This window comes from Pseudonocardia ailaonensis (assembly GCF_039531635.1).
Taxonomy (GTDB): domain Bacteria; phylum Actinomycetota; class Actinomycetes; order Mycobacteriales; family Pseudonocardiaceae; genus Pseudonocardia; species Pseudonocardia ailaonensis.
Genome location: NZ_BAAAQK010000009.1, coordinates 447488 through 467880, shown reverse-complemented (window position 1 = coordinate 467880; position 20393 = coordinate 447488). Strand labels below are relative to the sequence as shown.

Sequence of the window (20393 nt, the reverse complement as noted above, 5' to 3'; positions counted from 1 at the left end):
TGGTGCGCACCGAGGAGCAGCGCAGCCTCGCGGAGATCGTCCGGTCCTTCGTGGCGAAGCGGTCGCCGCTCTCGGCGATCCGCGTGATGATCACGGAGGGCCGAGCCTACGACCAGGACGTCTGGCGCACCCTGTCCGGTGAGCTCGGCCTGTCCGGGCTGATCGTCCCGGAGCATCACGGGGGCACTGGTGGTTCGTGGGCCGATCTCGCCGTGGCGCTGGCCGAGCTGGGCGCTGGTCTCGTGCCTTCCCCGTTGCTCGCGTCGGGCGTGCTCGTGAGCGGAGCCCTGATGGCGTCCGACGACGAGGATGTCAAAGCGGAGTTGCTGCCGCGCCTCGCGGACGGCTCCCTGCTCGGGGCCCTGGCCGTGAGCGAAGCGGAGTCCCCGAGGTGGATCCCGGACAGGCCACGTACAGTGGCGCGGAACGACGGGGATGGGGTCCGCCTCTCGGGGCGCAAGAACGCCGTCCTCAACGGGTGCGAGGCAGACGTGCTGCTCGTGCAGGCGGTTCGCGAGGGCAGATCGGAGCTGCACCTCGTCGATCGCGGTACCTCCGGGCTCTCTGTCACCCGGACGCCCGCGATCGACCCGACCCGCAGCGTCGCCTCCGTCGAGCTCGAGGATTGCCTTGCGCGCCCGCTCGCCGGCGACGCCACCGCCGCCCTGTCGCAGCTCGCCGACCTCGCCGACTTCGCGCTCGCCGCTGAGCAGGTGGGCGCACTTCGGGCCTGCCTGGAGATGACGGTCCAGTACGCCGGGTCCAGATTCGCCTTCGGCCAACCGATCGGGGCCTACCAGGGCGTCAAGCACAAGCTCGCCGACATGTACACGCAGTGGAGTCTCTGCGATGCGGCCCTGCGCGTGGCCGCGGAGGCCGAGGGATCGGCAGAACAGCCGACGACGGCAGCCGCGGTGCGTGCCTTGACGTCGAGCACCTATGCGGACGCCGCACAGACCGCCATGCTCCTGCACGGTGGGCTCGGCTTCACCTGGGAGCACGATGCGCATCTCTATCTCAAGAACGCGATCGCGGGCAACGTGCTCCTGGGCGAACCGGCCGAGCGGCTGGAACGGGTGGCGCTGGGCCTCGGCCTCGCGTGATCCGCTGAGGTGATCCTGCCCGCTCCTGGCGAGTTCTGAGGCTGCTGCACCGGCCGCCAGTGCCGGGGAGGCTCTGGCAAGCCCTCACGACGTGTCCTGAGGCTCTGCCGGCGCCGTTCGCGAGGCTCGAAAAAAACTATAGATTCTCTTGCCGGACGCGTCCTCCGCTGGCTACGCTCGTCCCGTACGAATTGTTACCTGCTTTTGACCCGGCCCGATCCGTCCGAGCCGTCGCCACCGTGTTCCGGACGGGCCCGACCTGTCCGGTACACCCGCTGTCGAACCGTCCTGCGACACGTCGCAACCAGGCTCGGGAGTGTGGCGTGCACCGGATCACCGGTGTCGGTCGGTCCGAGCAGCACATGACCTCAGTGCCGGGCTCGCCCGGGTGAAGGGAACCTCCGTGAAGATCGGGTGCTACTTCAACTTCCAGAACTACACCGACTGGGATCGGTACCTCGCGAAGAAGCCCGGCCCACCGGCCGTGACCGACGCCCAGATCTACGACGAGGACATCGCCCTCGCGGATCTGGTCGAGCCGTTCGGCTTCGACTCCTACTGGGCGATCGACCACTACACCTCGCCGTACGCCATGACCGGTGGTGCGCTGAACCATCTCACCTACATGGCGGGCAAGACCCGCACGCTCGACCTGGGCACGATGGTGACCGTCCTTCCGTGGCACGAGCCGGTGCACGTCGCGCACCAGATCGCGATGCTGGACAACCTCCTGCAGGACCGGCAGCTGACGCTGGGCTTCGGTCGCGGCGCCGCGATCCGTGAGTTCAACGCGTTCGGGATCCCGATGGGGGAGTCCCGGCAGCGCTACAACGAGAGCCTCGAGGTGATCAAGGCCGCGCTGAACGACGAGTGGTTCTCCTACGACGGGGAGATCTTCAAGGTCCCGGAGACCACGATCCGGCCGATGTTCCGCAACCCGCAGCGCATCCTCGACCGGATGCGGGTCGCGTGGGCGAGTCCCGAGTCGCTGCCCCCTGCCGCCCACGGCGGGCTCGGCATGCTCCTGACCGGCCAGAAGACGTTCGCCGAGTACGGCCGCGACGTCCGGAACTTCAATGCCGTCCGCGCCGAGCACGGATGGGCGCCCACGCAGCCGACCGTCGTCGTGCGGGCCGCCTGCTTCGAGACCGAGGAGGAGGCCTGGGACGTGATGGCCCGGCACACCCTCGAGGGCAACAAGAGCAGCCGCGTGCACTACGAGTTCGCCGACATCGAGCGATTCCGGACCACCAAGGGCTACGAGCAGTACGCCAAGGCGCGCGACCACGTGCGCAGCGAGCAGGAGATCCTCGACGGTGCGGGCCGGCCACAGGCGTGGGGCACGCCGGACCAGGTCTACGAGCGTCTGCTGGACATCCAGCGCACCACCTGCGCCGAGGAGTTCGTCCTCAGCTTCCGGATGACCTCGATGCCGGCCGAGCAGGCCGAGCGCTCCATGCGGCTGTTCGCCGAGAAGGTGCTGCCCCGGATGCACGCCTACGAGCCGGTGTACAACCCCGCGGTCGGCGAGGCCGTCCAGGAGGAGGCGGGCGAGCAGGAGCTCGCCCGGGCAGTGTCCGGCTCCGGCGTCACTCCGGCCTGACGTCGACCCATCGGCAGGAGACGGACAACGGCGGGTATCGAGATGACAATGGCGAGTGAGCAGGTGCCCGAGGTCGAGGAGACCGGGCGAACCGAGGGTGAGGAGCTGCGAGCGGCGGTTCGTGCGTTCCTGGAGAAGGAGTTGCCCCGCCCGGACCGGTACGGGACCGGTGTCGCCGGCGGGCCGGGATACATGGACTTCGCCCCCGGGTTCAGCCGGAAGCTGGCGGCGCAGGGATGGCTGGGTATGACCGTACCCGCCGAGTACGGCGGGCATGGTGGTAGTGACCTCGACCGGTTCGTGGTGATCGAGGAGTTGCTGGCCGCAGGGGCGCCGCTGCTCGCCCACTGGGTGGCCGACCGGCAGACCGCGCCGATGCTGATGGCGTTCGGGAGCGAGGAGCTGCGACGCCGGTTCCTGCCCATGATCGCCGCAGGCGAGTGCTCGATGGCTCTCGGCTTCTCCGAGACCGAGTCCGGTTCGGACCTTGCGTCCGTCCGGTGCAGGGCGACGAAGACCGATGACGGTTGGAGCCTGTCCGGGACGAAGATGTGGACCAGTGGGGCCCACACCAACGACTGGATGGCGACGTTGGTCCGCACCGGCGAAGCCGACGGTGACCGGCACCGGGGCCTGACCCTGATGCTCGTGGACCTGCACGCCCCGGGCGTGACTGTGCGGCCGATCCTGTTCCCCGACGGCGGCCACCGGTTCAACGAGGTGTTCCTCGACGACGTCGCCGTCCCGGACGAGCTGGTGATCGGCGAGCCCGGCAGCGGCTGGGAGCTCATGAACTCCGAGCTCTCCCACGAGCGGGCCGGGCCCGAGCGATTCATGGCCGTGTGGCCGCTGTTCGAGGCCTACCTGGCGGAGAGCCGGCGTCACGTCGACGGCGCCGAGGAGGTCATCGGCCGGATAGGGGCACGCTTCTGGGCGCTGCGGCAGTTGGCACTCTCGGTTGCTCCGGGCCTGTCCAGCAACAAGGCCGACCCCCTCGGGGTCTCCATCCTGAAGGACGTCGGCACCCTCTTCGAGCAGGAGGTCGTCGAGCAGCTGCAGGCGATCGTCGAGGCGGACCCGGATCCGGGGGCGGACTCGCTGTTCGAGGTGCTGCTGGCGCGGGCGCTGGTCATGGCTCCGTCGTGGACGATCACCGGCGGTACCACCGAGGTGCTGCGCTCGATCGCGGGCCGCCGGCTGCGTGGCCGGACCGCCGGGCGGGCCATCGAGGAACAGCCCGGCCCACTGGAGGAGACGCTCACCGAACTGTTCGAGGAGCGCAATGGGCCGGACGCCCGCCAGGCGGCCGAGGCCAGCGGCTGGCCGGTGGACTGCTGGGACGCCGTCGCATCCTCGGGCTTTCAGTGGGTCGGGGTGCCCGAGGCGGTCGGGGGGTCCGGGGGAGACCTGGCGGAGGCCGCTTCAGTCGTCCGGCTCGCCGGCCACCACGCGGTCGCGTTGCCCCTTGCCGAGACCTCGATGCTCGGGGGTTGGCTGCACGGGGTCGCCGGGCTGGCGCTGCCCCAGGGAGCCGTCAGCGTGCCGACGGCCGGCGTGGCCGACACGCTGCGGATCGGCGCGGGCAACCGGGTCACCGGTCGGTTGGACCGGGTGCCGTGGGGTGGCCGGGTGGAGCGGGTACTGGCAATCGTGGACACCTCGCAGGGGCCGGCTCTCGTCGTGCTGAACCCGCGGTCCGCGGAGATCCGATCGGGACACAACGTAGCCGGTGAGCCACGAGACACCATGGTGTTCGACGGCGTGCCGGTCCCGGCAGAGCACGTAATGCCGATCTCGCCGGAGACCGTGCAGCAGCTGGAGCTGCGAGGTGGCCTGTCACGGGCTCTGCTGTCAGCGGGGGCGCTGCGTGCGGTCGCCGACCTGACGACGACGTATGCGAACCAGCGCCGGCAGTTCGGCCGGGAGATCATCTCCTTCCAGGCCGTGTCCGGGCGGCTCGTACAGCTTGTGTCGGAGGCCGAGCTCGCCGCGCTTGCCGCCGAAGCGGCGATCGGGCGCCTCGCCGAGGGCGGGCCCACGGCGGAGCTCGCGGTCGCATCGGCCAAGGTCACGGCCGCCCGGGCCGCGACTGCGGTCACCGCGCACGCCCACCAGATCCACGCGGGCATGGGGATGACCCAGGAGTACCCGCTGCACCAGTTCACCCGACGCCTGTGGGCGTGGCGGCAGGAGTGGGGCACCGAGGCCCGCTGGGCACAGCGGGTCGGGCGGACGTTCGTCGCTGCCCCGGTGGACCAGCTCTTCCCGTTGATCACCGCAGGCCCGATTCGTCGCTGACGGTGAGCCTGCTCCCCGATGGAGGGCTCGGCGCGGGCGCGCCGACTCGGTCGTGCTCGCGCCGCCGCCGTTCCGCGTCGGACACCGTCCCCCGCTCGACACAGGGAGAGACCTGACCATGTCAACCAGCGCGACAGCTGCCCCGGAGTCCGGTCCCCACGACGCGCCGCACGGTGCCTATCGTGTGGTCGACCCGACGACCAACGAGGTGGTGCGGGAGTTCCCCACTGCCACTGATGCCGACATCGAGAACGGCCTCGCCGGCGCCCACGCCGCGTTCCGCGTCTGGCGCGCGGTCCCGATGGGCGACCGCTCGGCCCTGCTGCACCGTGTCGCCGCCCTGTACGCGGAGCGGATCGACGAGCTCGCGGTCGCCGTGACCCGGGAGATGGGCAAGCCGGTCCGAGAGGCGCGGGGTGAGCTGAAGCTCGTGATGTCGATCTTCCGCTACTACGCCGACAACGGCGCGGAGTTCCTCGCCGACACGCCGCTCTCGCCGCGGGGCGGGGGCACGGCGGTCGTGCGCAAGGACCCGGTTGGACCGGTGCTGGGCATCATGCCGTGGAACTACCCCCACTACCAGGTCGCCCGGCTGGTGGCGCCGAACCTGATGGCCGGCAACCCGCTCGTGATCAAGCACGCCCCGCAGTGCCCCGAGACCGCTGCGGCGATCGAGGAACTCTTCCGCGACGCCGGATCACCGGAAGGCCTGTACACCAACGTCTTCGCGACGAACGTGCAGGCGGCCGCGATCATCGCGGACCCGCGGGTCGCGGGCGTCTCGGTGACCGGCAGCGAGCGGGCCGGCGCGGCGGTGGCGGAGATCGCGGGCCGCAACCTGAAGAAGTGCGTCCTCGAGCTCGGGGGTTCCGACCCCTTCATCGTCCTCAAGTCCGCTGACCTGCCGAAGGCCGTGAAGGCGGCGGTCGCCGGGCGGATGGGCAACGCGGGTCAGGCCTGCAACGCCTCGAAGCGGATCATCGTCGTCGGGGACAACTACGAGCCCTTCGTCGAACAGTTCACGGCGGCGATGGCGGCACTGCAGCCGGGTGACCCGACGGACCCCGCCTCCGGCTTCGGCCCGATGTCGTCCGAGCGTGCCGCCGAGGGCCTGCTCGAGCAGGTCCGCGACGCCGTTGACCAGGGTGCCATCGTCCGCACCGGCGGACGCAGGGTCGACCGCCCCGGCTCCTTCGTCGAGGCCACCGTCCTCACCGACGTCGGGCCCGGGATGCGGGCCTACCGTGAGGAGCTGTTCGGCCCGGTCGCCGTGGTGCACGGCGTGCCCGACGCCGACGCCGCGGTGGAGCTGGCCAACGACTCACCGTTCGGGCTCGGCGGTGTCGTGTTCGGCGGTGACCAGAGCGCGGCCGAGGAGATCGCCGACCGGCTCGACACCGGAATGGTGTGGATCAACAGCGCGCAGGGCTCGGCCGCCGACCTGCCCTTCGGCGGGACCAAGCGATCCGGGATCGGCCGTGAGCTGGGCTCGCTGGGCATCGAGGAGTTCGTGAACAAGAAGCTCATTTACACCCCCGCCCCACGCTGAGACGGCGCTGCTCCACCGGTCGGGTCCCGGCCCTCGGACATCCGGCCCTCCCCGTCGCAGCGGGGAGGGCCGGACTCCTGTCAGGAGCTGGTGCGCGAGGCGACCGGGCCCGGGTAGGTGGCCAGGGCACCCCCGTCGAGCGGGACCAGCGCAGCGGTGATGTAGCGACTCGCGGGCGAGGCCAGGAAGGTGACGAGCTCGGCGACGTCCTCGACCGTGGCGGGGTCGGCGATCATCCGGTTGTTCCGGCGGGCCGCGTTCCTCACCGGGTCCGCGAAGGTCGCCGCGGTCTCGGCGCTGTGGATCGAACCGAGCACGATGATGTTCGACCGGATGCCGTGCTCGGCGTAGTCCACGGCGATCTGTCGGCTCAGGCCCTCGAGCGCCGCCTTCGACGTCGCGTACCCCGGCGAGGAGCGGTAGACGCGGTGCGCGCTGATGCTCGAGACCCCCACCAGCGCACCGCCACCCGCCGCGACCATGTGCGGGAGGGTGTACTTGGCCAGGAAGAACGGGCCGTAGACGTTGACCTTCATCAGCCGGTCGAACACCTCGGTGGGTTCGTCGGCGACGGGCCGCTCGCCGCCGCCGCGCAGCACGTCGCTGGCCGCCGCGTTGTTGACCACGATGTCGACCCGGCCGAACTCGGCGACCGCGGTGTCGACCGCCGCGCGCACGGCGTGCTCGGACGTCAGGTCGGTGGGAACGAAGATCGCCCGGCCACCGGCGTCGCGAACCTGACGGGCGATCGTCTCACCGGAGTCGCTGCGCCCCAGGCCGACCACCGCGGCGCCGTCGGCGGAGAGCCGCCGAACCAGGGCAGCGCCCATGCTCCGGGTCGCGCCACTGACGACGGCCACCTTTCCGTCGAAGATGCCGTCTTCCATGTCTTCCTCCAGGTATGTCAGGTGAGTGCGGGGCAGACGTCGACCAGGACCTTGCCGATCGCACCCTGTTTGACCGCCTCGAACGCCCGTCCGAGATCGGACAGTGGATGGCGATGGAGCGGCAGGCCGGCGCTGCGGCCCACGTCCAGGACGCCGGCGTCCAGAGCCAGGGTGATGGCGTCGACCGCGCAGCGCTTCGCGGCCGGCGGCATCGTGAAGATCGAGACGAACTGCCAGCGGGCATTGAGCATCATCGGCCCGCTGATCTCCAGCGAGAAGGTGTTCGCGGCCCGGCCGGCGTAGACAGCCACAGTTCCACCGGGTGCGAGCACGCCCAGGTCGAGCTCGGTGTTGTGATCGGGCGCCAGTTCGACGGCGATGTTCACGCCCGTCGGGGCGAGCTGCCGGACGACGCTCCCGGCATCGCCGTCCCGGCGGTGGACGACGTGATGTGCCCCCGCCGCCTCGGCGAGCGCCGCCTTGTCCGGGGTGCTCACGGTGGTGATCACCGTGGCGCCGCCCCAACGGGCGAGCTGGATTGCCGCGTGCCCGACGGCGCCGGCACCGCCGGCCACCAGCACGGTCTGTCCGGCCAGCGAACCCGGGGTGAGGCGGTCGGGCCCCCGTTCGGCGACGGTGAGGCACCTGTGGGCCGTGACAGCAGGGACACCGAGACAGGCGCCGACCTCCAGACCGACACCGTCCGGTAGCTGGACCGCGTTCTCCGTCGGCACGATACTGAACTCCTGGGCGCTGCCACCGCACCGCTGGCGGGCCGTCTCCCACAGCCACACGCGCTCACCGACGCGGGAGGCGTCGATCCCGGGCCCGACGGCATCGATCACCCCGGCGCCGTCCTGGAGTGGGACGACCGGCGCGTGGCCGGTGTATCGAAGTCGGTTCTTCCAGTCGGCGGGGTTGATCCCGGCAACCCCGATCCGCACCCGTACCTCGCCATCGCCGGGTTCCGGGACGGGGCGGCGGATCTCGTGGACGTCGCTGAAACGTCGATAGGCCATGGCACGCACTGCGTCTATAGCCCGGCCGAGACGCGGACGGCCTCCAAGGCGCGCAGCGTCTGCTCGGGCGTGGGCGGCGGCGCGGCATGGGTCTCGGCTGCGACCCGGGCGTACTCGTCCCGCGTCGCTCCGATGTGGACCGGGGCGCCGGAGTGGTTGTACAGTGCGACCACCAGCCGCGAGGCGCCCGCTTCGGCGTACTCCTCCTGCATCTGCGGGGTGGCGCCGCGGACGATGGCCGAGATCTCGATCCCGGAGGGGTCGCGGCCGATCTTCTCGCACTCGGCCTCGATCTGCCGGCGGGTCTCGGCGATGGTGGCGGGCGACTCGCCGGTGGCGATCCAGCCGTCCCCCCAGCGCGCGATCCGGCGGGCCAGGTTCGCGTTCCGCGGCCGGCCGCCGATGATCACTGGCGGGTGGGGTGTCTGGACGGGCCGAGGGTCGCAGCGCACGCTCGGGAACTCCACGAGGGTGCCCTTGTAGGAGGCCACGCCGTCGCGCCAGAGGGCCTTCATCGCCTCGACCGACTCCCGGGTATAGCGGAAGCGGGTGTCGAAGTCCGTGCCGAACAGCTCCACCTCCTCGCGGGCCCATCCGGTGCCGACGCCGAAGAGCACGCGGCCGCCGGAGAAGTTGTCCAGCGTGCTGACCGCCTTGGCCAGCAGGAGTGGATGGTGCTCGGGGACGATGCAGACGCCCAGCCCCAGCTTGATCGTCGTGGTTGCGGCGCCGATGTAGGAGAGCAGGACGAAAGGATCAGCCATCTGCCCGTAGACCTCGGGGACGGCGCCACCGGTCATCGGGTAGGCCGTTTCGAACGCCGTGGGCAGGATCGCGTGCTCGGGCACCCAGAAGGAGTCGAAGCCGCTGTCCTCCACGGCCTTCGCGATCGTGATCGCGTCGATGGTGTACCCGGTGACGTAGAACAGGACCCCGATTTTCATGCCGGGCCGGCCGCACGGACGGCCGACGCGATGCGCGTCGCAGGGTGGGGAGCTGTAGGGGTCATCGGTGGTTCTCCATCCTTCGGGGCGCAGCGGTCCGTAATATCTATAGATTGTGGCATCAGTCGGCGGGTACGTCGACCCGCACGACATCGATCCGGGAGTTGTCGGACCACCGTGCGGCCAGGTCGGTCATCGCCGGCCCGGGGTGCAATCCCCGGCGGCCGGAGCGGAACTTGCGGATGCCCCACTGCACGGCAATGTCGTTGGACCCGTTGCTCAGCAGGAACAGTGACCGCCCGTCCGCCCCGCCCAGGCAGCACGCCACCGCGCGACGGCCCGGGATCTCCACGATGTCGGTGACCTCGCCCCCCGGCAGGACGCGGCGGTACTGCCCGTCGGCAGTCGAGGAGGTCCAGATCCCACCGCCAGCGTCGGCGGCGATGCCGTCGGCCCGGAAGGGGGTGAGATCGGCCCAGGTCCGGCGGTCGGACAGTGAGCCGTCGGGGTGCCGCTCGAAGGAGGTGAGCCGCTGTGCGGGCAGCTCGGAGACGACGTAGAGGCCGTCGGGTGTCAGACACGGCCCGTTGGGCGCGGTCAGCCCGTCCGCCACGACGCGGGCCGAGCCGTCCGGCTCCACCAGCAGGACTGCGCCGGTGCCGGGCACCGCCGCCGCGTACTCGTCCCGGCGGCCGACCGCGCCGACGTAGGCGCGCCCGGCCCGGTCGACGATCATGTCGTTGACGACGCCCAGACCGAAACCGGACAGGTCGGCGTGGACCGAGGAGCTGCCGTCGGGCCCGATCCGCAGCACCTCGGGATAGTCCAGGTTGGACACCAGTGGGGTACCGTCGGGCAGGAAGCCCAACCCCACCGGCAGCTCCGTGCCCGAGAAGCGGGCGACGGTCTCGGGCTCGTTGTCCTGGCCGACGGCGACGACGCGCTGGCCGAAGACATCGGAGAACCAGAGCCGGTCGCGGTACCAGCGCGCCCCCTCGGCGAAGCACACGCCCGCCACCAGCGGCTCACCCGACACCGCGGTCCTGCGGGCGGGCCGCGAACCGGTCGACGAGCTCACGGCGCCGCCCGAGCGACATGGGTGACCGCGGTGCCTCGGACGAGCGGCCGGAAGATGGAGAACGCCCGCGGGTGGATGTTGGCGCCGACCTCGGGCGCGCCACGCCAGTGGTACATCCCAGGGGTGCGCAGGGACTGCGCGTAGGTGATGTCTGGCTTGTCCTCAAGGTAGGGGAGCTGGTAGCCGATCGCGTCGAGAAAACGGCCGCTCCCGCTGATCCCGGGGTGTGCGGCGGTCATCGCCACCAGCTCGCAGAGGTTCGCGCCCACCTCGTCCTCGGCCAGCCCGGCCCGGGCGTCCGCCGGCGAGATCGGGTCCGGGAAACGCCCGCCCCACAGGGAGAACCAGCCGGAGTACGGCGTCGCGGGCATCCGGCTCCGTTCGTCGACCGGCGCGTAGTCCCCGGCCCGGGGCACGAACCGGATCCCGCACAGATCCGCCTGGCGGGTCCAGGGGATGCGGGTCTCCACCAGCAGCGGCACGTCGAGGCGGCCGCGGTAGGACTGTGGCCGCGCGGCGAACGTGGGCAGGCCGCGGACGTACTCCTCCGCGGACATCCCCAGCGCGGCGGGGTATCCGCGGGCCACGAGGAGGGCGACGAGCCGCTGGCGTTCGGCCTCAGGGTCCAGGTCGGTCAGCCGCGCGAGGGAGAACGGTGCGAGGGCCGTGCGTGACAGCGGGGCGTTCTCGACGAGCACCCGGTGGCGCCGGGTGGCGGTCCGGGCGCCGTGGGTGGGCCCGTGATCGCCCGCCCCCAGGTCGTAACCGACCAGCAGGCTGCCCTCCACCGGGTCGCGGTAGGCGGCGCCCCCGGGGGCCTCGGCGGAGCCGTCGAAGCGCGCAGTGGCGACCCGCCCGTCGACCCGCGAGCCGGTGCGCACCCAGAACCCGCGCTCGTCGAGGTAGTGCCCGGTCAGCCGGCGGCTGTCCTGGCTGGCCACGACGTACTGGTTGAGGGTGAGAAGGACCCGGTCCGCGGCGGCGACCTGCGTCATGAGCTCCGCCTCGGTGGTGTCGCCGAAAGGGCAGTCGATGTCCGCCTCGTAGGAGAACCAACCGGCGGGGTTGTCGTCGTTGGTCACCACGTTGTCGATGTGCAGGGCGTAGCTCGCCATCCCCGGGAACAGGTTGGCGAGGCCGTGCCGGCCCTGCTGGGTAGCGAGGTCGGGCGGCAGGTAGCCCAGCCGCTCGCCGCGTGCCGCGAGCTCGGCGAGCTCCACGGCCTCGAACGGGCACAGGGGCACGACGTAGCGCACGCCGGAACCCTCCGTGCGTTCGTCCCACAGTGCCTGCTGCAGCCCGGTCACGGCGGCCGGCGTGGGACGTTCGCCTCCGAGCCGGTCAACGACAGTGTCCGTCGACGGAGCGTGTTCGGCCACGACGGTCATCCCCTTCCTTCGGTCGAGTTCCAGTGGTGCAGGTCGGGGAGGGTGAGCGCGAGGATCCTGGTCTCGCCGTGCGCCCGCAGGAGGTGGCCCTGCCCGTACTGGTCCTGGACCAGGCAGACGTCCCCCGGGACGAGACGTTGCACCGCGTCGTCGCCCCCGACCTCCAGCTCCAGGGTCCCGGAGGCGACGCACACCAGGTTGACCGTGGCGTCGGTGTGCCAGTCCCCGGCGTGGCCCGGGGAGAACGCGATGAACTTCAGCCCGTCGAGCCGCTGCGGTCCGGCGTCGTCGAAGAGTCGGTCGAAGGCCCGGAAATGCGCGACGTCCTCGGCCACGTACATCTCGCGCAGCGTCGTCCGCCGGTCCGGCGCGGGCGGCTCGACCGGCGGCGGCACGACGCCCGTCGGACGCCACGAGGGAAGGAGCTCGACCCGCAGCACCCGGCTGCCCTCGGGATGGGTGAGTCGGTGGTCCGCCCGAAGTCCGGCGTCGAGCAGGAGCACGTCGCCCGGCCCCAGCTGGACCCGGGCCTGCGAGGTCTCGACCTCGATGCCGCCGGACACGACGAACGTCAGCTGGCGGGTGTCCTCTCCGGCCCACATCTCTCCGTGTCCCGCCGGGAGTGCGAGCGGGTGGACCGCGACTACCGACCCGGCCGGGTCGGGTTCGGGCGTGGCGGCGCGGTCCGCGGCCGTCGCCGCGGGGCCGGTGGCCACGAAGGGCAGGGGCAACGATTCCGGGCGGCTGCGCCCGGTGCCGTCCGCAGACAGCCGAACCGACTTCATGACGATGATCACCTTGGGGTGGTGGTTCTCGGCCCGGGCCGCTGGTCCGGTCCGGGTGTCGCGTGGGGGCACGTGGTCGACGGCCGGCCGCGCCCACCTACCACCGTGCACCGGTGCCGGATCCGCCCGACCGGGCCGGGGCCAGAACGCGGCTCCGGAGCACCGCCGGGGAGCGGCAGGGGCCCGACGGGAGCGGGATGGCGGCGGCCCCCCTGGACGGGCGGGCGGTGTGCGAACTCACCGCGGGGCCACACTCCAGAGATCTCTACCGGGCGAGTCGGGACCCGAGGCGTCGACGGCGGCGACCCTAGTCGACACCGCATCGTGTCCGCAAGAGAATCTACAGTTTTCGCGCGTCCCTGCTCTGGGGGGCGTCGCGGGCCGTCTGAGCTGCTCACGGCGCGGTAACGCTGCGTGCGATACTGCGCCTCATGGCTCAGTCGCGCGCGGATCGGGTGACGGACGAGCTGCGAGCGGCGATCATCTCGCGGGTCTATACACCCGGTGAGCGCCTCGCGGCGCAGGCTCTCGCCCAGCGCTTCAACGTCAGCGAAACCCCTCTTCGCGAGGCGTTCGCCCGCCTCGCGGGCGAGGGCTGGGTGACCTACCTCCCCCAGCGGGGTGTGCGCGTCGCCGACGTGTCGATGAAGGAACTGGTCGACGTCTACGAGCTGCGCGAGCAGCTCGAGCCGCTGGCGGTGGAGAAGGCGACGCTGAACCAGACGGCGCGCGGCCTCGCGGCGGTGAGGAAGTCGTTCGCGACGATGGTCCGCGCGGCGGAACGGGACCCGGGCGCCGAGGACGGCACCACTCCCGGCTCCTACGAGATCGCCCACGACCAGTTCCACCGGGTTGTGGTGCAGGAGTGCGGTTCCCCGCTCGTCGTGCGGTTCATGACGATCCTGATGGACCAGTCCGCGCGTTACCGCCGGCTGTCCATGCCGGTGCGCAGCCGGGGACGGCAGCTGCACGACGAGCACGAGCGGATCTTCCGGGCCGTCGAGGCGGAGGACCCGGCCGAAGCGGCCCAGGCCACCCTGGACCACATGCGCAACACCCGCATGGCGATCCTGGACTGGCTGGCGACCCCGGCCGCGACGGAGATCGAGCCGGAGGTCGAGGCGGACCCGGAGGGCGTGGCCGGGCACTAGCGGTACGCCGTCAGCGTGCGGTACTCCATCGGGGAGCCCTGCCGAACGACGCCGCGTGCCAGCAGCTCCGCGATCCGCTCCGCCGAGAGGCCGGACTCCTGGAGGATCTCGGTGCTGTGCTCGCCGACCCCCGGTGGGATCAGGCCGGAGCGGCGCTGCGATCGGGAGAACCGCGCGTACCGGCCCGGAACGAAGATCGTCTTGTCGTCGACGGTCCGCATGGTGTCGAACACGTCCCACGTCCGGTACTCCGGGTCGTCGATCAGCTCGACCTGCCGGCGCGCGGGCACGGCCGGAATGTCTGCCGCCCGGAGCCTGTGCAGCGCCTCCCCTCGGGTCAGCTCGGCGAATGCGGAGGTGAGCAGCCGGCTCAGCTCGGGCGCGGCGGGCAGCCGCGGGTCCTTGAGCAGACCCGCGCGGTGGAGGGCCTCGCCAGGCCGGTCCAGGGCCTGCACCCGGATCCAACCGTCCTTGGTCTCGTAGAAGGAGTCCGTCGGGCTCGGGCCGCGGAAGTCCCGTCCGCCCACACCCGCCGGGCGGCGCCCGGGGAAGCGGATCAGCTCCTCGCACTGCGAGTACGTCGAAGTGCCGGCAAGGCTGAGCCGGATGCGCTGGCCCGCGCCGCCGCGGTGGCGGTGGAAGAGGGCGAGCAGCGAGGCGAGCACGGCCAGTGCCGCGGTCTGCACGTCGTTGATGCCGACGATGCCCATCACGGGCTCGTCATCGCCACCCTGCGCCATCATCATGCCGCTGAGGGCCTGCAGCAGTGGGTCGAATGCGGGCTGTGAGGCCAGCGGACTGCCCTCGCCGAAGCCGGTGATCGAGACCGAGACGATCTGCGGGTTGACCTGCACGACCTGGGCGTAGTCGATGCCGAGGCGCTCGAGCACACCGCCCCGGTAGTTGTCGACGATGATGTCGGCCGTGGCGGCCAGCGCCAGGAACGTCTCTCGGCCCTCGCTGGACTTGAGGTCGATCGCCACGCAACGCTGGCCGCGGATGTAGGGCATTCCGCGATGTCGGAAGTCGTCACCACCGGGCACCTCGATCTTGACCACATCGGCACCCAGATCGGCGAGCAGGGTCCCGGTGAAGGGCCCGGCGAGGACGGTCCCGAGGTCGAGGACCCGGACCCCGGCCAGCGGTCCGAGCCCGTTGGGTGCGGAGGGACCGGACAGGGCGGTCGCGGCCCGCGGACGCGGTGTCCAGTCCACGACGTCGCCGGTGTGCTCGCCCACGCGGGGCGCGGGGCGGGGCGGAACCGCAGGGGTGCCGGTCATCCGGATCGGGCTCGCCGGCATGACCACCTGGCCGCGCTCCGGGTCGTCGAGCTCCACACGGACGCCGAGCGGCGCCAGCAGGGGGGAGTCCAGCCACTCGTCGCGGGCGAGCACGGGACCGACGGGGACATCGGCCGCTCGGAGCGCGTCGAGCCACTCGGTGCTGGTCCGGGTGGCGAACCGCTCGGCGAGCCGCTGCCGGACCCAGGTGCGGTTGCTCGGCAGGCGGATGGTCTCCAGATCGTCCGCGATGCGCTCGTCGTCGAGCACATCGGACAGGTCGAGCACCCGCAGTGCCGTCCGCTGGAACTTGGAGGTCAGCGTCGCGAGCAGGACCCATCGGCCGTCGGCGCACCGGTAGCGGGTGTACATCGGGTTCAACCCGCCCGGTCCGTAGTCGGCGGGCAGCTCCGTGACACCCGGGTCGATGAGGTAGGCGAAGGCAACCATGGTGGCGTGCAGGCCGCCGGCCGTGACGACCTGGCCCACGCCGGAGGTCTCGCGCTCGATCAGTGCGGCCGTGGCCGTGGCCGCGGCCCACGTCCCCTGCAGGTAGAGCAGCCAGGGATAGGCCATCTCGACCGGTGTACCGCCGTAGGAGCTCTGCCGGAAGCACATCCCCGACATCGCCCAGGTGAGGCCGGCGGACTCGGCACCACCGGCCCAGCGTGGCTCGTCGAGGAAAGCCGGCAGGCGCAGATGGACGAGCCCGGGGTTGCGACGGGTCGTGGTCGCCGGAAGGCAGGCTGCCGCGAGCGGCCCACCGGGGTCGTTGGTGACCAGAACGTCCGCGCCGTCGACCAGCGACGTCAGCCGCGCGAGGTCCGCTTCGGACGCGGGGTCGATCACAACGCTGCGCTTGGTGCGCTGCCACATTGCGTACCCGGGACGGGAGCGGTGCGGGTCCCCGCCCGGCACCTCGATCTTCAGCACGTCCGCCCCGTAGTCGGCGAGATGCATCGCGGCGATGGGCCCGGCCACCCCTTCGCTCAGGTCGATCACCCGGATGCCGCCGAGCGGTCGGGCGGGTCGTCGTGTCGGGGCCGGGTCGCTCATCTGCTGCCTTCCGGAGACAAGGATCGCGAGGGCCGGTGCGATCGATCCGAGGGATGCTGTCGCCTCCGCCCGAGCCGTACGCCACCGCCGGAGGCCGTACCGGCCGGTCGACGCTAACAGCGCGAACTGGCAAAGTCTATAGATTTTTCCGGCCCCCGGGTGGCCCCCTGGAAACTATAGATTCTCTTGTCGGTGCGCGGGCTCTGAGCTAGCCTTCTGCGACGACGACGCGCGATCGGCCAGGGTCGCCGACGGTGGTGCGCCCGGTGACCGGGGTAACGCGCTGGAGTCCGGCGGAGGCTCGACGAGCGGTCGATCCCGACATCTGCGGAGGACGACGTGCGGCTGGATTTCGGTTTGACGGGCAAGCGAGCCGTGGTGGTGGGCGCCGGGCTGGGCATCGGCCGGGACACAGCCCTGTCGCTGGCCGAGGCCGGTGCCTCGGTGATGTGCGTCGATCTGGTGGCGGAGCGGGCGGAGAAGGTCGCGGGCGAGGTCCACGAGATCGGCAGCACCGCGGCGACCTTCGTCGGCGACGTCACCGACCGGGTGGCCGTGGAGTCCCTCGGGGCGGAGACGGTCTCCGCGCTGGGTGGCGTGGACATCGTCGTGGACATCGTGGGGCTGGCCTACAACGTGGGTGTCCTGGAGGCAGCCGACCGCAGCTGGGACGCCAACTTCCGGCTCAACCTCTACCACAACTTCCTGGTCACCCAGGTCTTCGCCCGGCAGATGGTGAAGGCGGGCAACGGCGGCTCCATCGTCCATATCGGATCGGCCACAGGCTTCCTGCCGCACATCGGGAGCCTGCCCTACAGCGCGGCCAAGGCAGCGCTGATCTCGATGATCCAGTCCAGTGCCGTCGAGCTCGCGCCGCACTCGATCCGGGTCAACGGTGTCGCGCCGGGGGTGATCGACACTCCGCGCCGGAACCGCGAGTTCACCGAGACGAGCGTGGCCGCGTCGCTGCGGAACGTCCCGATGCAGCGATTTGGCACGACGCAGGAGATCGCCAACGTGGCGGTCTTCCTCTCCTCCTCCCTGGCCAGCTACGTCAGCGGGCAGGTCTACCTCGTCGACGGTGGAGCGATGGCAGTCGGCCCGTTCCCGAGCGCGCTCGGCAACCCCGTCCAGGCTCCTCTTCCCGCGACCGACGACGCCACGGTGTGACGGGTCGTGGCGTCGCCGCCGTGCCGCCGGGACTACGGCGGACAATCCCGGTGGCGTTCAGCGCGGGGTGGTCACGACCACGTAGTCGTCGTCGGTGTCGACCTGCACCACCTCCGCCACATAGGGCCCCCGGACTCGGCCCTGCGCCGGGTCCCCGTGGAGCGCCGACACGATCTGCTCGCCGTGCTCCACGGCAACGTTGAAGCGCCGAGCTCGGGTGAGCTCCGGATCGAACCAGGACTGGCCGGTCTCCAGCTCGAACTCCCAGCCGTGCCACGGGCAGGTCACGAACTTGCGGTTCGGGTCGAACCGGAACTCCCCGGGCGCGTCGGCCTCGATCGAGCTGACCACCTCACCTCCGCACAGGCTGGCGCCCTGGTGCGGGCAGCGGTCGGCCAGCGCCCGGAAGGTGCCGCCCACGTTGTAGATGCCGATCGCCCGCCCGCCGACCTGTACCAGCCGATGCTTGCCGACGGGGATGTCGCTGACCCGCGCCACGACGTGCTTCCTCATCGACGCTCCCTCGCCTGGTCCCGGTCCCGGCAGTCGCCGGGCGGGTCTCGCCCACAAGCCTGCCAACGTGACCCGGGCCCGCCAATAGCGGCAGGACCGAGAAACGGCCGGCACTCGTTGTCGACGCGACCAACACCACCGGCGGACCGGTCCCGGAGTGGTCCGCACGTCAGTGGGAGGGCAGATCCCGTCCGAGCAGCGAAGCGCGAACGGTGACCCACCTCGACCCGATGCTCTCGCGGGAACCGGCCCGGATGCAGGAGACCTGCGACGCGCTGCTCGCCTCGATCCTGGCCGACACCGCTACGTTCGGGGCCCGGCTCGGGGCGCGGATGCAACAGGAGCTGGCCGCCTACGCCGACATGTCCGAGACCCAGATGACCGCGATTCCGCCGCTACGGTGGGCCCGGCTCGGCCCCGACCGGCGCTCGTTCGCCGAGCCAGGAGCCCGCGAGCGCTTCTACCTGGCGGGGCAGATCCGGGCCCGACAGGGCGTCCCAGCAGGGGAGATGCTGCAGTCGTACCGCATCCTGCACCAGGAGCTGCGGCGCCGGGCGTTCGAACTGGTGGCCGACAATCCCGACCGCGACCTCCTGCTGCTGGAGCTGTTCGAGCGCAGCATCGCCTACGTCGACGCGGCCATGGTGGTGACCGCCGAGGGCCACCGCGCCGCCGAGCTGGAGCTGCGCCGGCGCGACGACCACCACCACAGCACCGTCGTGCGCAAGGTCCTGCTCGACGGCGACGCCAGTGCTACCCTGCGCAACGACCTGGACTCGTTCGGGATCGACTGGACCGGGCCGTTGCACGCCGTGCGGGCCCGCCTGGAGCCCGGGACGCCGCTGGACGTGCTGCGCCGGCATTTGGCGCACGACGCGGTCGGCGGCCGCAGTACCGGCCTCGTGGCCCTGATCGACCGGGACCTCTGCGGGTTCGTCACGAGCCCGCCGCCGGCGCCCGGGCCGATGGTGGTCGGCATCTCCGAGCCGGTGGCCTTCCTCGACCTGCCCCGGGCGTTCGAGCTGGCCAGCAGGGCCATGCACACCGCACTGGCCTTCGACCTGCCCGCCGGGATCTACGACCTCGCGGGGCTGGGCGTACGGGCGGCGGTCACTGCGGACCGTGACGTGGGCATCGAGCTGCACCGCCGGTTCGTGGCCGCGTTCGCCCCGCGCGGCGAGTCCGGCGCGGCCATCGTCGACACCGTCCGGCGCTATCTGGACAACGGACAGCGCCTCGACCTCACCGCGGACGCGCTGTGGGTGCACGTCAACACCGTGCGCTACCGGATCACCCGGTTCGAGCAGCTGACCGGCTGCTCGCTGAAGAACACCGAGGACTTGGTCGCGGTGTGGTGGGCGCTCCAGTACGGCGCCGGGCGCGCGACCGACACCGACGGTCGCGCCCCCGGCGTCGCCGATCCTGGCGACACGCGCGACGGCTGACCCGGTGCAACGGTCAGCCCAGCCGGTAGAACTCGCGGGCAGTCTCGGCCATCACCGCGGCGCGCGACTGCGCCGGCAGCACCGACAACAGCTGCGCCACGTCGTCACCGTGCTCGTGCGGGTAGTCGCTGGCGAACACCAGCATCTCCGGCCCGAGCCACTCGATGATCCGGGCCATCTCCTCGGGCGGCCCGGCGTTGATCGGGGCGGTGGAGAACCGCAGGTGCTCGCGGAACACCTCGCTGGGCGGCAGGCGCATCCATGGCACGGTGCGCCGCAGCCCGCGCCAGTCCTTGTCGAGGCGCCACATCAGTGACGGGACCCAGGTGAACCCGCCCTCCAGCACGGCCATCCGCAGGTCCGGGTAGCGCTGGAACAGCCCCTCCGCCACGATGTTGGTCAGCTGTGACTGGTAGAGCTGCAGCTCGCCCACCCGCTCCTCGATGTACCAGGACGGCCAGCCGCAGGCAGTGGGCGGACCGTCGCTGGTGCCGCCGTGGTGCATCCCCATCACCAGACCGTGCTCGAGCAGTGCTTCGTATACCGGGTACCAGTTGCGCTTGCCGTAGAGCGCTTGCGCCCGGACGGGAAAGAGCACCTGCACGATCCCCGGGTGGGAGCCGACCCGGTGGATCTCGGCGACCATGTCGGAGAAGGTGTGCGCCGGGATGACCATGGACGCTCGGAGTCGATCATCGCGCTCCAGCCACTCGGCGATCAGCCAGTCGTTGACGGCCCGAGTGATCGCGACGGCGAGATCGGGATGGCGGATCGAGTCCACGCCCGCGTAGCAGTTGAGCACGACGTACTCCGGTGAGCCGGGCTCAAGCAGGTCGGTGCGGAGCAGGTCGAACGCGGAGCCGGCCTGCGGGCCGGACTCCCGCCGCCAGCGTGCCGCGACCGTGCTGAGCGCCTGCGGGGGATAGGTTGTGGGGATCGAGTAGGGGCCGTGATAACCCCTCTCGGTGATGAACTCCCGCCACATCGGTGAGAGGTACTCCCAGAGCGCGGGTACGCCGGCGAACTGGGCGTGCACGTCCGTGTCGATCACCGGGCCGGTCCAGCCGCCGGTCGGCGGCGGGGTGCCAGGGCGATCCGGAGAGTTCCGGGGACGAGTGAGCAGG

16 protein-coding genes are annotated in these 20393 nt (G+C 71.4%); 7 read left to right on the top strand and 9 right to left on the bottom strand.

Annotated features, from left to right (window positions below; all coding sequences use genetic code 11):
- The first annotated feature begins 2 nt into the window (after window positions 1–2).
- The 4 genes from ABD324_RS18025 (at window position 3) to ABD324_RS18010 (ending at window position 6553) form a co-directional block, all read left to right on the top strand.
- Complete coding sequence (locus tag ABD324_RS18025; protein ID WP_344418120.1) at window positions 3–1103, top strand: acyl-CoA dehydrogenase family protein; 1101 nt, start codon at window positions 3–5, stop codon at window positions 1101–1103.
- Between the two features lie 403 nt (window positions 1104–1506).
- Window positions 1507–2706, top strand: a complete 1200-nt coding sequence (locus ABD324_RS18020; RefSeq protein ID WP_344418118.1) for an LLM class flavin-dependent oxidoreductase — start codon at window positions 1507–1509, stop codon at window positions 2704–2706.
- 48 nt (window positions 2707–2754) lie between these two features.
- A complete protein-coding gene (locus tag ABD324_RS18015) occupies window positions 2755–5004 on the top strand; it encodes an acyl-CoA dehydrogenase family protein (RefSeq protein ID WP_344418116.1) in 2250 nt (749 codons plus the stop codon).
- 184 nt (window positions 5005–5188) lie between these two features.
- Window positions 5189–6553 carry an NAD-dependent succinate-semialdehyde dehydrogenase gene (locus ABD324_RS18010; protein ID WP_344418114.1) on the top strand — a complete coding sequence of 455 codons (1365 nt, stop codon included), beginning with the start codon at window positions 5189–5191 and terminating at the stop codon, window positions 6551–6553.
- A gap of 80 nt (window positions 6554–6633) precedes the next feature.
- Here ABD324_RS18010 and ABD324_RS18005 read toward each other — a convergent pair whose 3' ends face one another.
- From ABD324_RS18005 to ABD324_RS17980, 6 genes are all read right to left on the bottom strand, one after another.
- Window positions 6634–7440: an SDR family NAD(P)-dependent oxidoreductase gene (locus ABD324_RS18005; RefSeq protein ID WP_344418112.1), complete on the bottom strand. Its 807-nt coding sequence runs from the start codon at window positions 7438–7440 to the stop codon at window positions 6634–6636.
- 17 nt (window positions 7441–7457) lie between these two features.
- On the bottom strand, window positions 7458–8459 hold the full coding sequence (locus tag ABD324_RS18000; RefSeq protein WP_344418110.1) for an NADPH:quinone reductase: 1002 nt from the start codon (window positions 8457–8459) through the stop codon (window positions 7458–7460).
- Between the two features lie 14 nt (window positions 8460–8473).
- A complete protein-coding gene (locus ABD324_RS17995; RefSeq protein ID WP_344418108.1) occupies window positions 8474–9403 on the bottom strand; it encodes an LLM class F420-dependent oxidoreductase in 930 nt (309 codons plus the stop codon).
- Window positions 9404–9524: 121 nt separating this feature from the next.
- Window positions 9525–10439 carry an SMP-30/gluconolactonase/LRE family protein gene (locus ABD324_RS17990; protein ID WP_344418106.1) on the bottom strand — a complete coding sequence of 305 codons (915 nt, stop codon included), beginning with the start codon at window positions 10437–10439 and terminating at the stop codon, window positions 9525–9527.
- Between the two features lie 38 nt (window positions 10440–10477).
- Window positions 10478–11788 (bottom strand): hypothetical protein, encoded by a 1311-nt coding sequence (locus tag ABD324_RS17985; RefSeq protein ID WP_344418104.1) that lies wholly within the window; start codon window positions 11786–11788, stop codon window positions 10478–10480.
- 77 nt (window positions 11789–11865) lie between these two features.
- Window positions 11866–12654, bottom strand: coding sequence for a hypothetical protein (locus ABD324_RS17980; protein ID WP_344418102.1), 789 nt, complete (start codon window positions 12652–12654; stop codon window positions 11866–11868).
- Between the two features lie 431 nt (window positions 12655–13085).
- On the opposite strand from ABD324_RS17980, the gene ABD324_RS17975 reads away from it, so the two are divergent.
- Entirely contained in the window at window positions 13086–13805 is a 720-nt protein-coding gene (locus ABD324_RS17975) for a GntR family transcriptional regulator (protein WP_344418100.1), read from the top strand.
- Here ABD324_RS17975 and ABD324_RS17970 read toward each other — a convergent pair.
- Complete coding sequence (locus tag ABD324_RS17970; RefSeq protein ID WP_344418098.1) at window positions 13802–16141, bottom strand: CaiB/BaiF CoA-transferase family protein; 2340 nt, start codon at window positions 16139–16141, stop codon at window positions 13802–13804. The two genes, ABD324_RS17975 and ABD324_RS17970, sit on opposite strands and share 4 nt — an antisense overlap.
- 357 nt (window positions 16142–16498) lie before the next feature.
- Between ABD324_RS17970 and ABD324_RS17965 the strand changes: the two genes are divergently transcribed.
- Entirely contained in the window at window positions 16499–17311 is an 813-nt protein-coding gene (locus tag ABD324_RS17965; RefSeq protein ID WP_344418096.1) for an SDR family NAD(P)-dependent oxidoreductase, read from the top strand.
- 57 nt (window positions 17312–17368) lie between these two features.
- Here ABD324_RS17965 and ABD324_RS17960 read toward each other — a convergent pair whose 3' ends face one another.
- Complete coding sequence (locus ABD324_RS17960; RefSeq protein WP_344418094.1) at window positions 17369–17824, bottom strand: Rieske (2Fe-2S) protein; 456 nt, start codon at window positions 17822–17824, stop codon at window positions 17369–17371.
- 212 nt (window positions 17825–18036) lie between these two features.
- On the opposite strand from ABD324_RS17960, the gene ABD324_RS17955 reads away from it, so the two are divergent.
- The gene (locus tag ABD324_RS17955) at window positions 18037–19269 is read left to right on the top strand and encodes a PucR family transcriptional regulator (protein ID WP_344418092.1); all 1233 of its coding nucleotides are present in this window, start codon (window positions 18037–18039) and stop codon (window positions 19267–19269) included.
- 13 nt (window positions 19270–19282) lie between these two features.
- Here ABD324_RS17955 and ABD324_RS17950 read toward each other — a convergent pair whose 3' ends face one another.
- Entirely contained in the window at window positions 19283–20320 is a 1038-nt protein-coding gene (locus ABD324_RS17950) for an amidohydrolase family protein (protein ID WP_344418089.1), read from the bottom strand.
- Window positions 20321–20393: the final 73 nt, after the last annotated feature.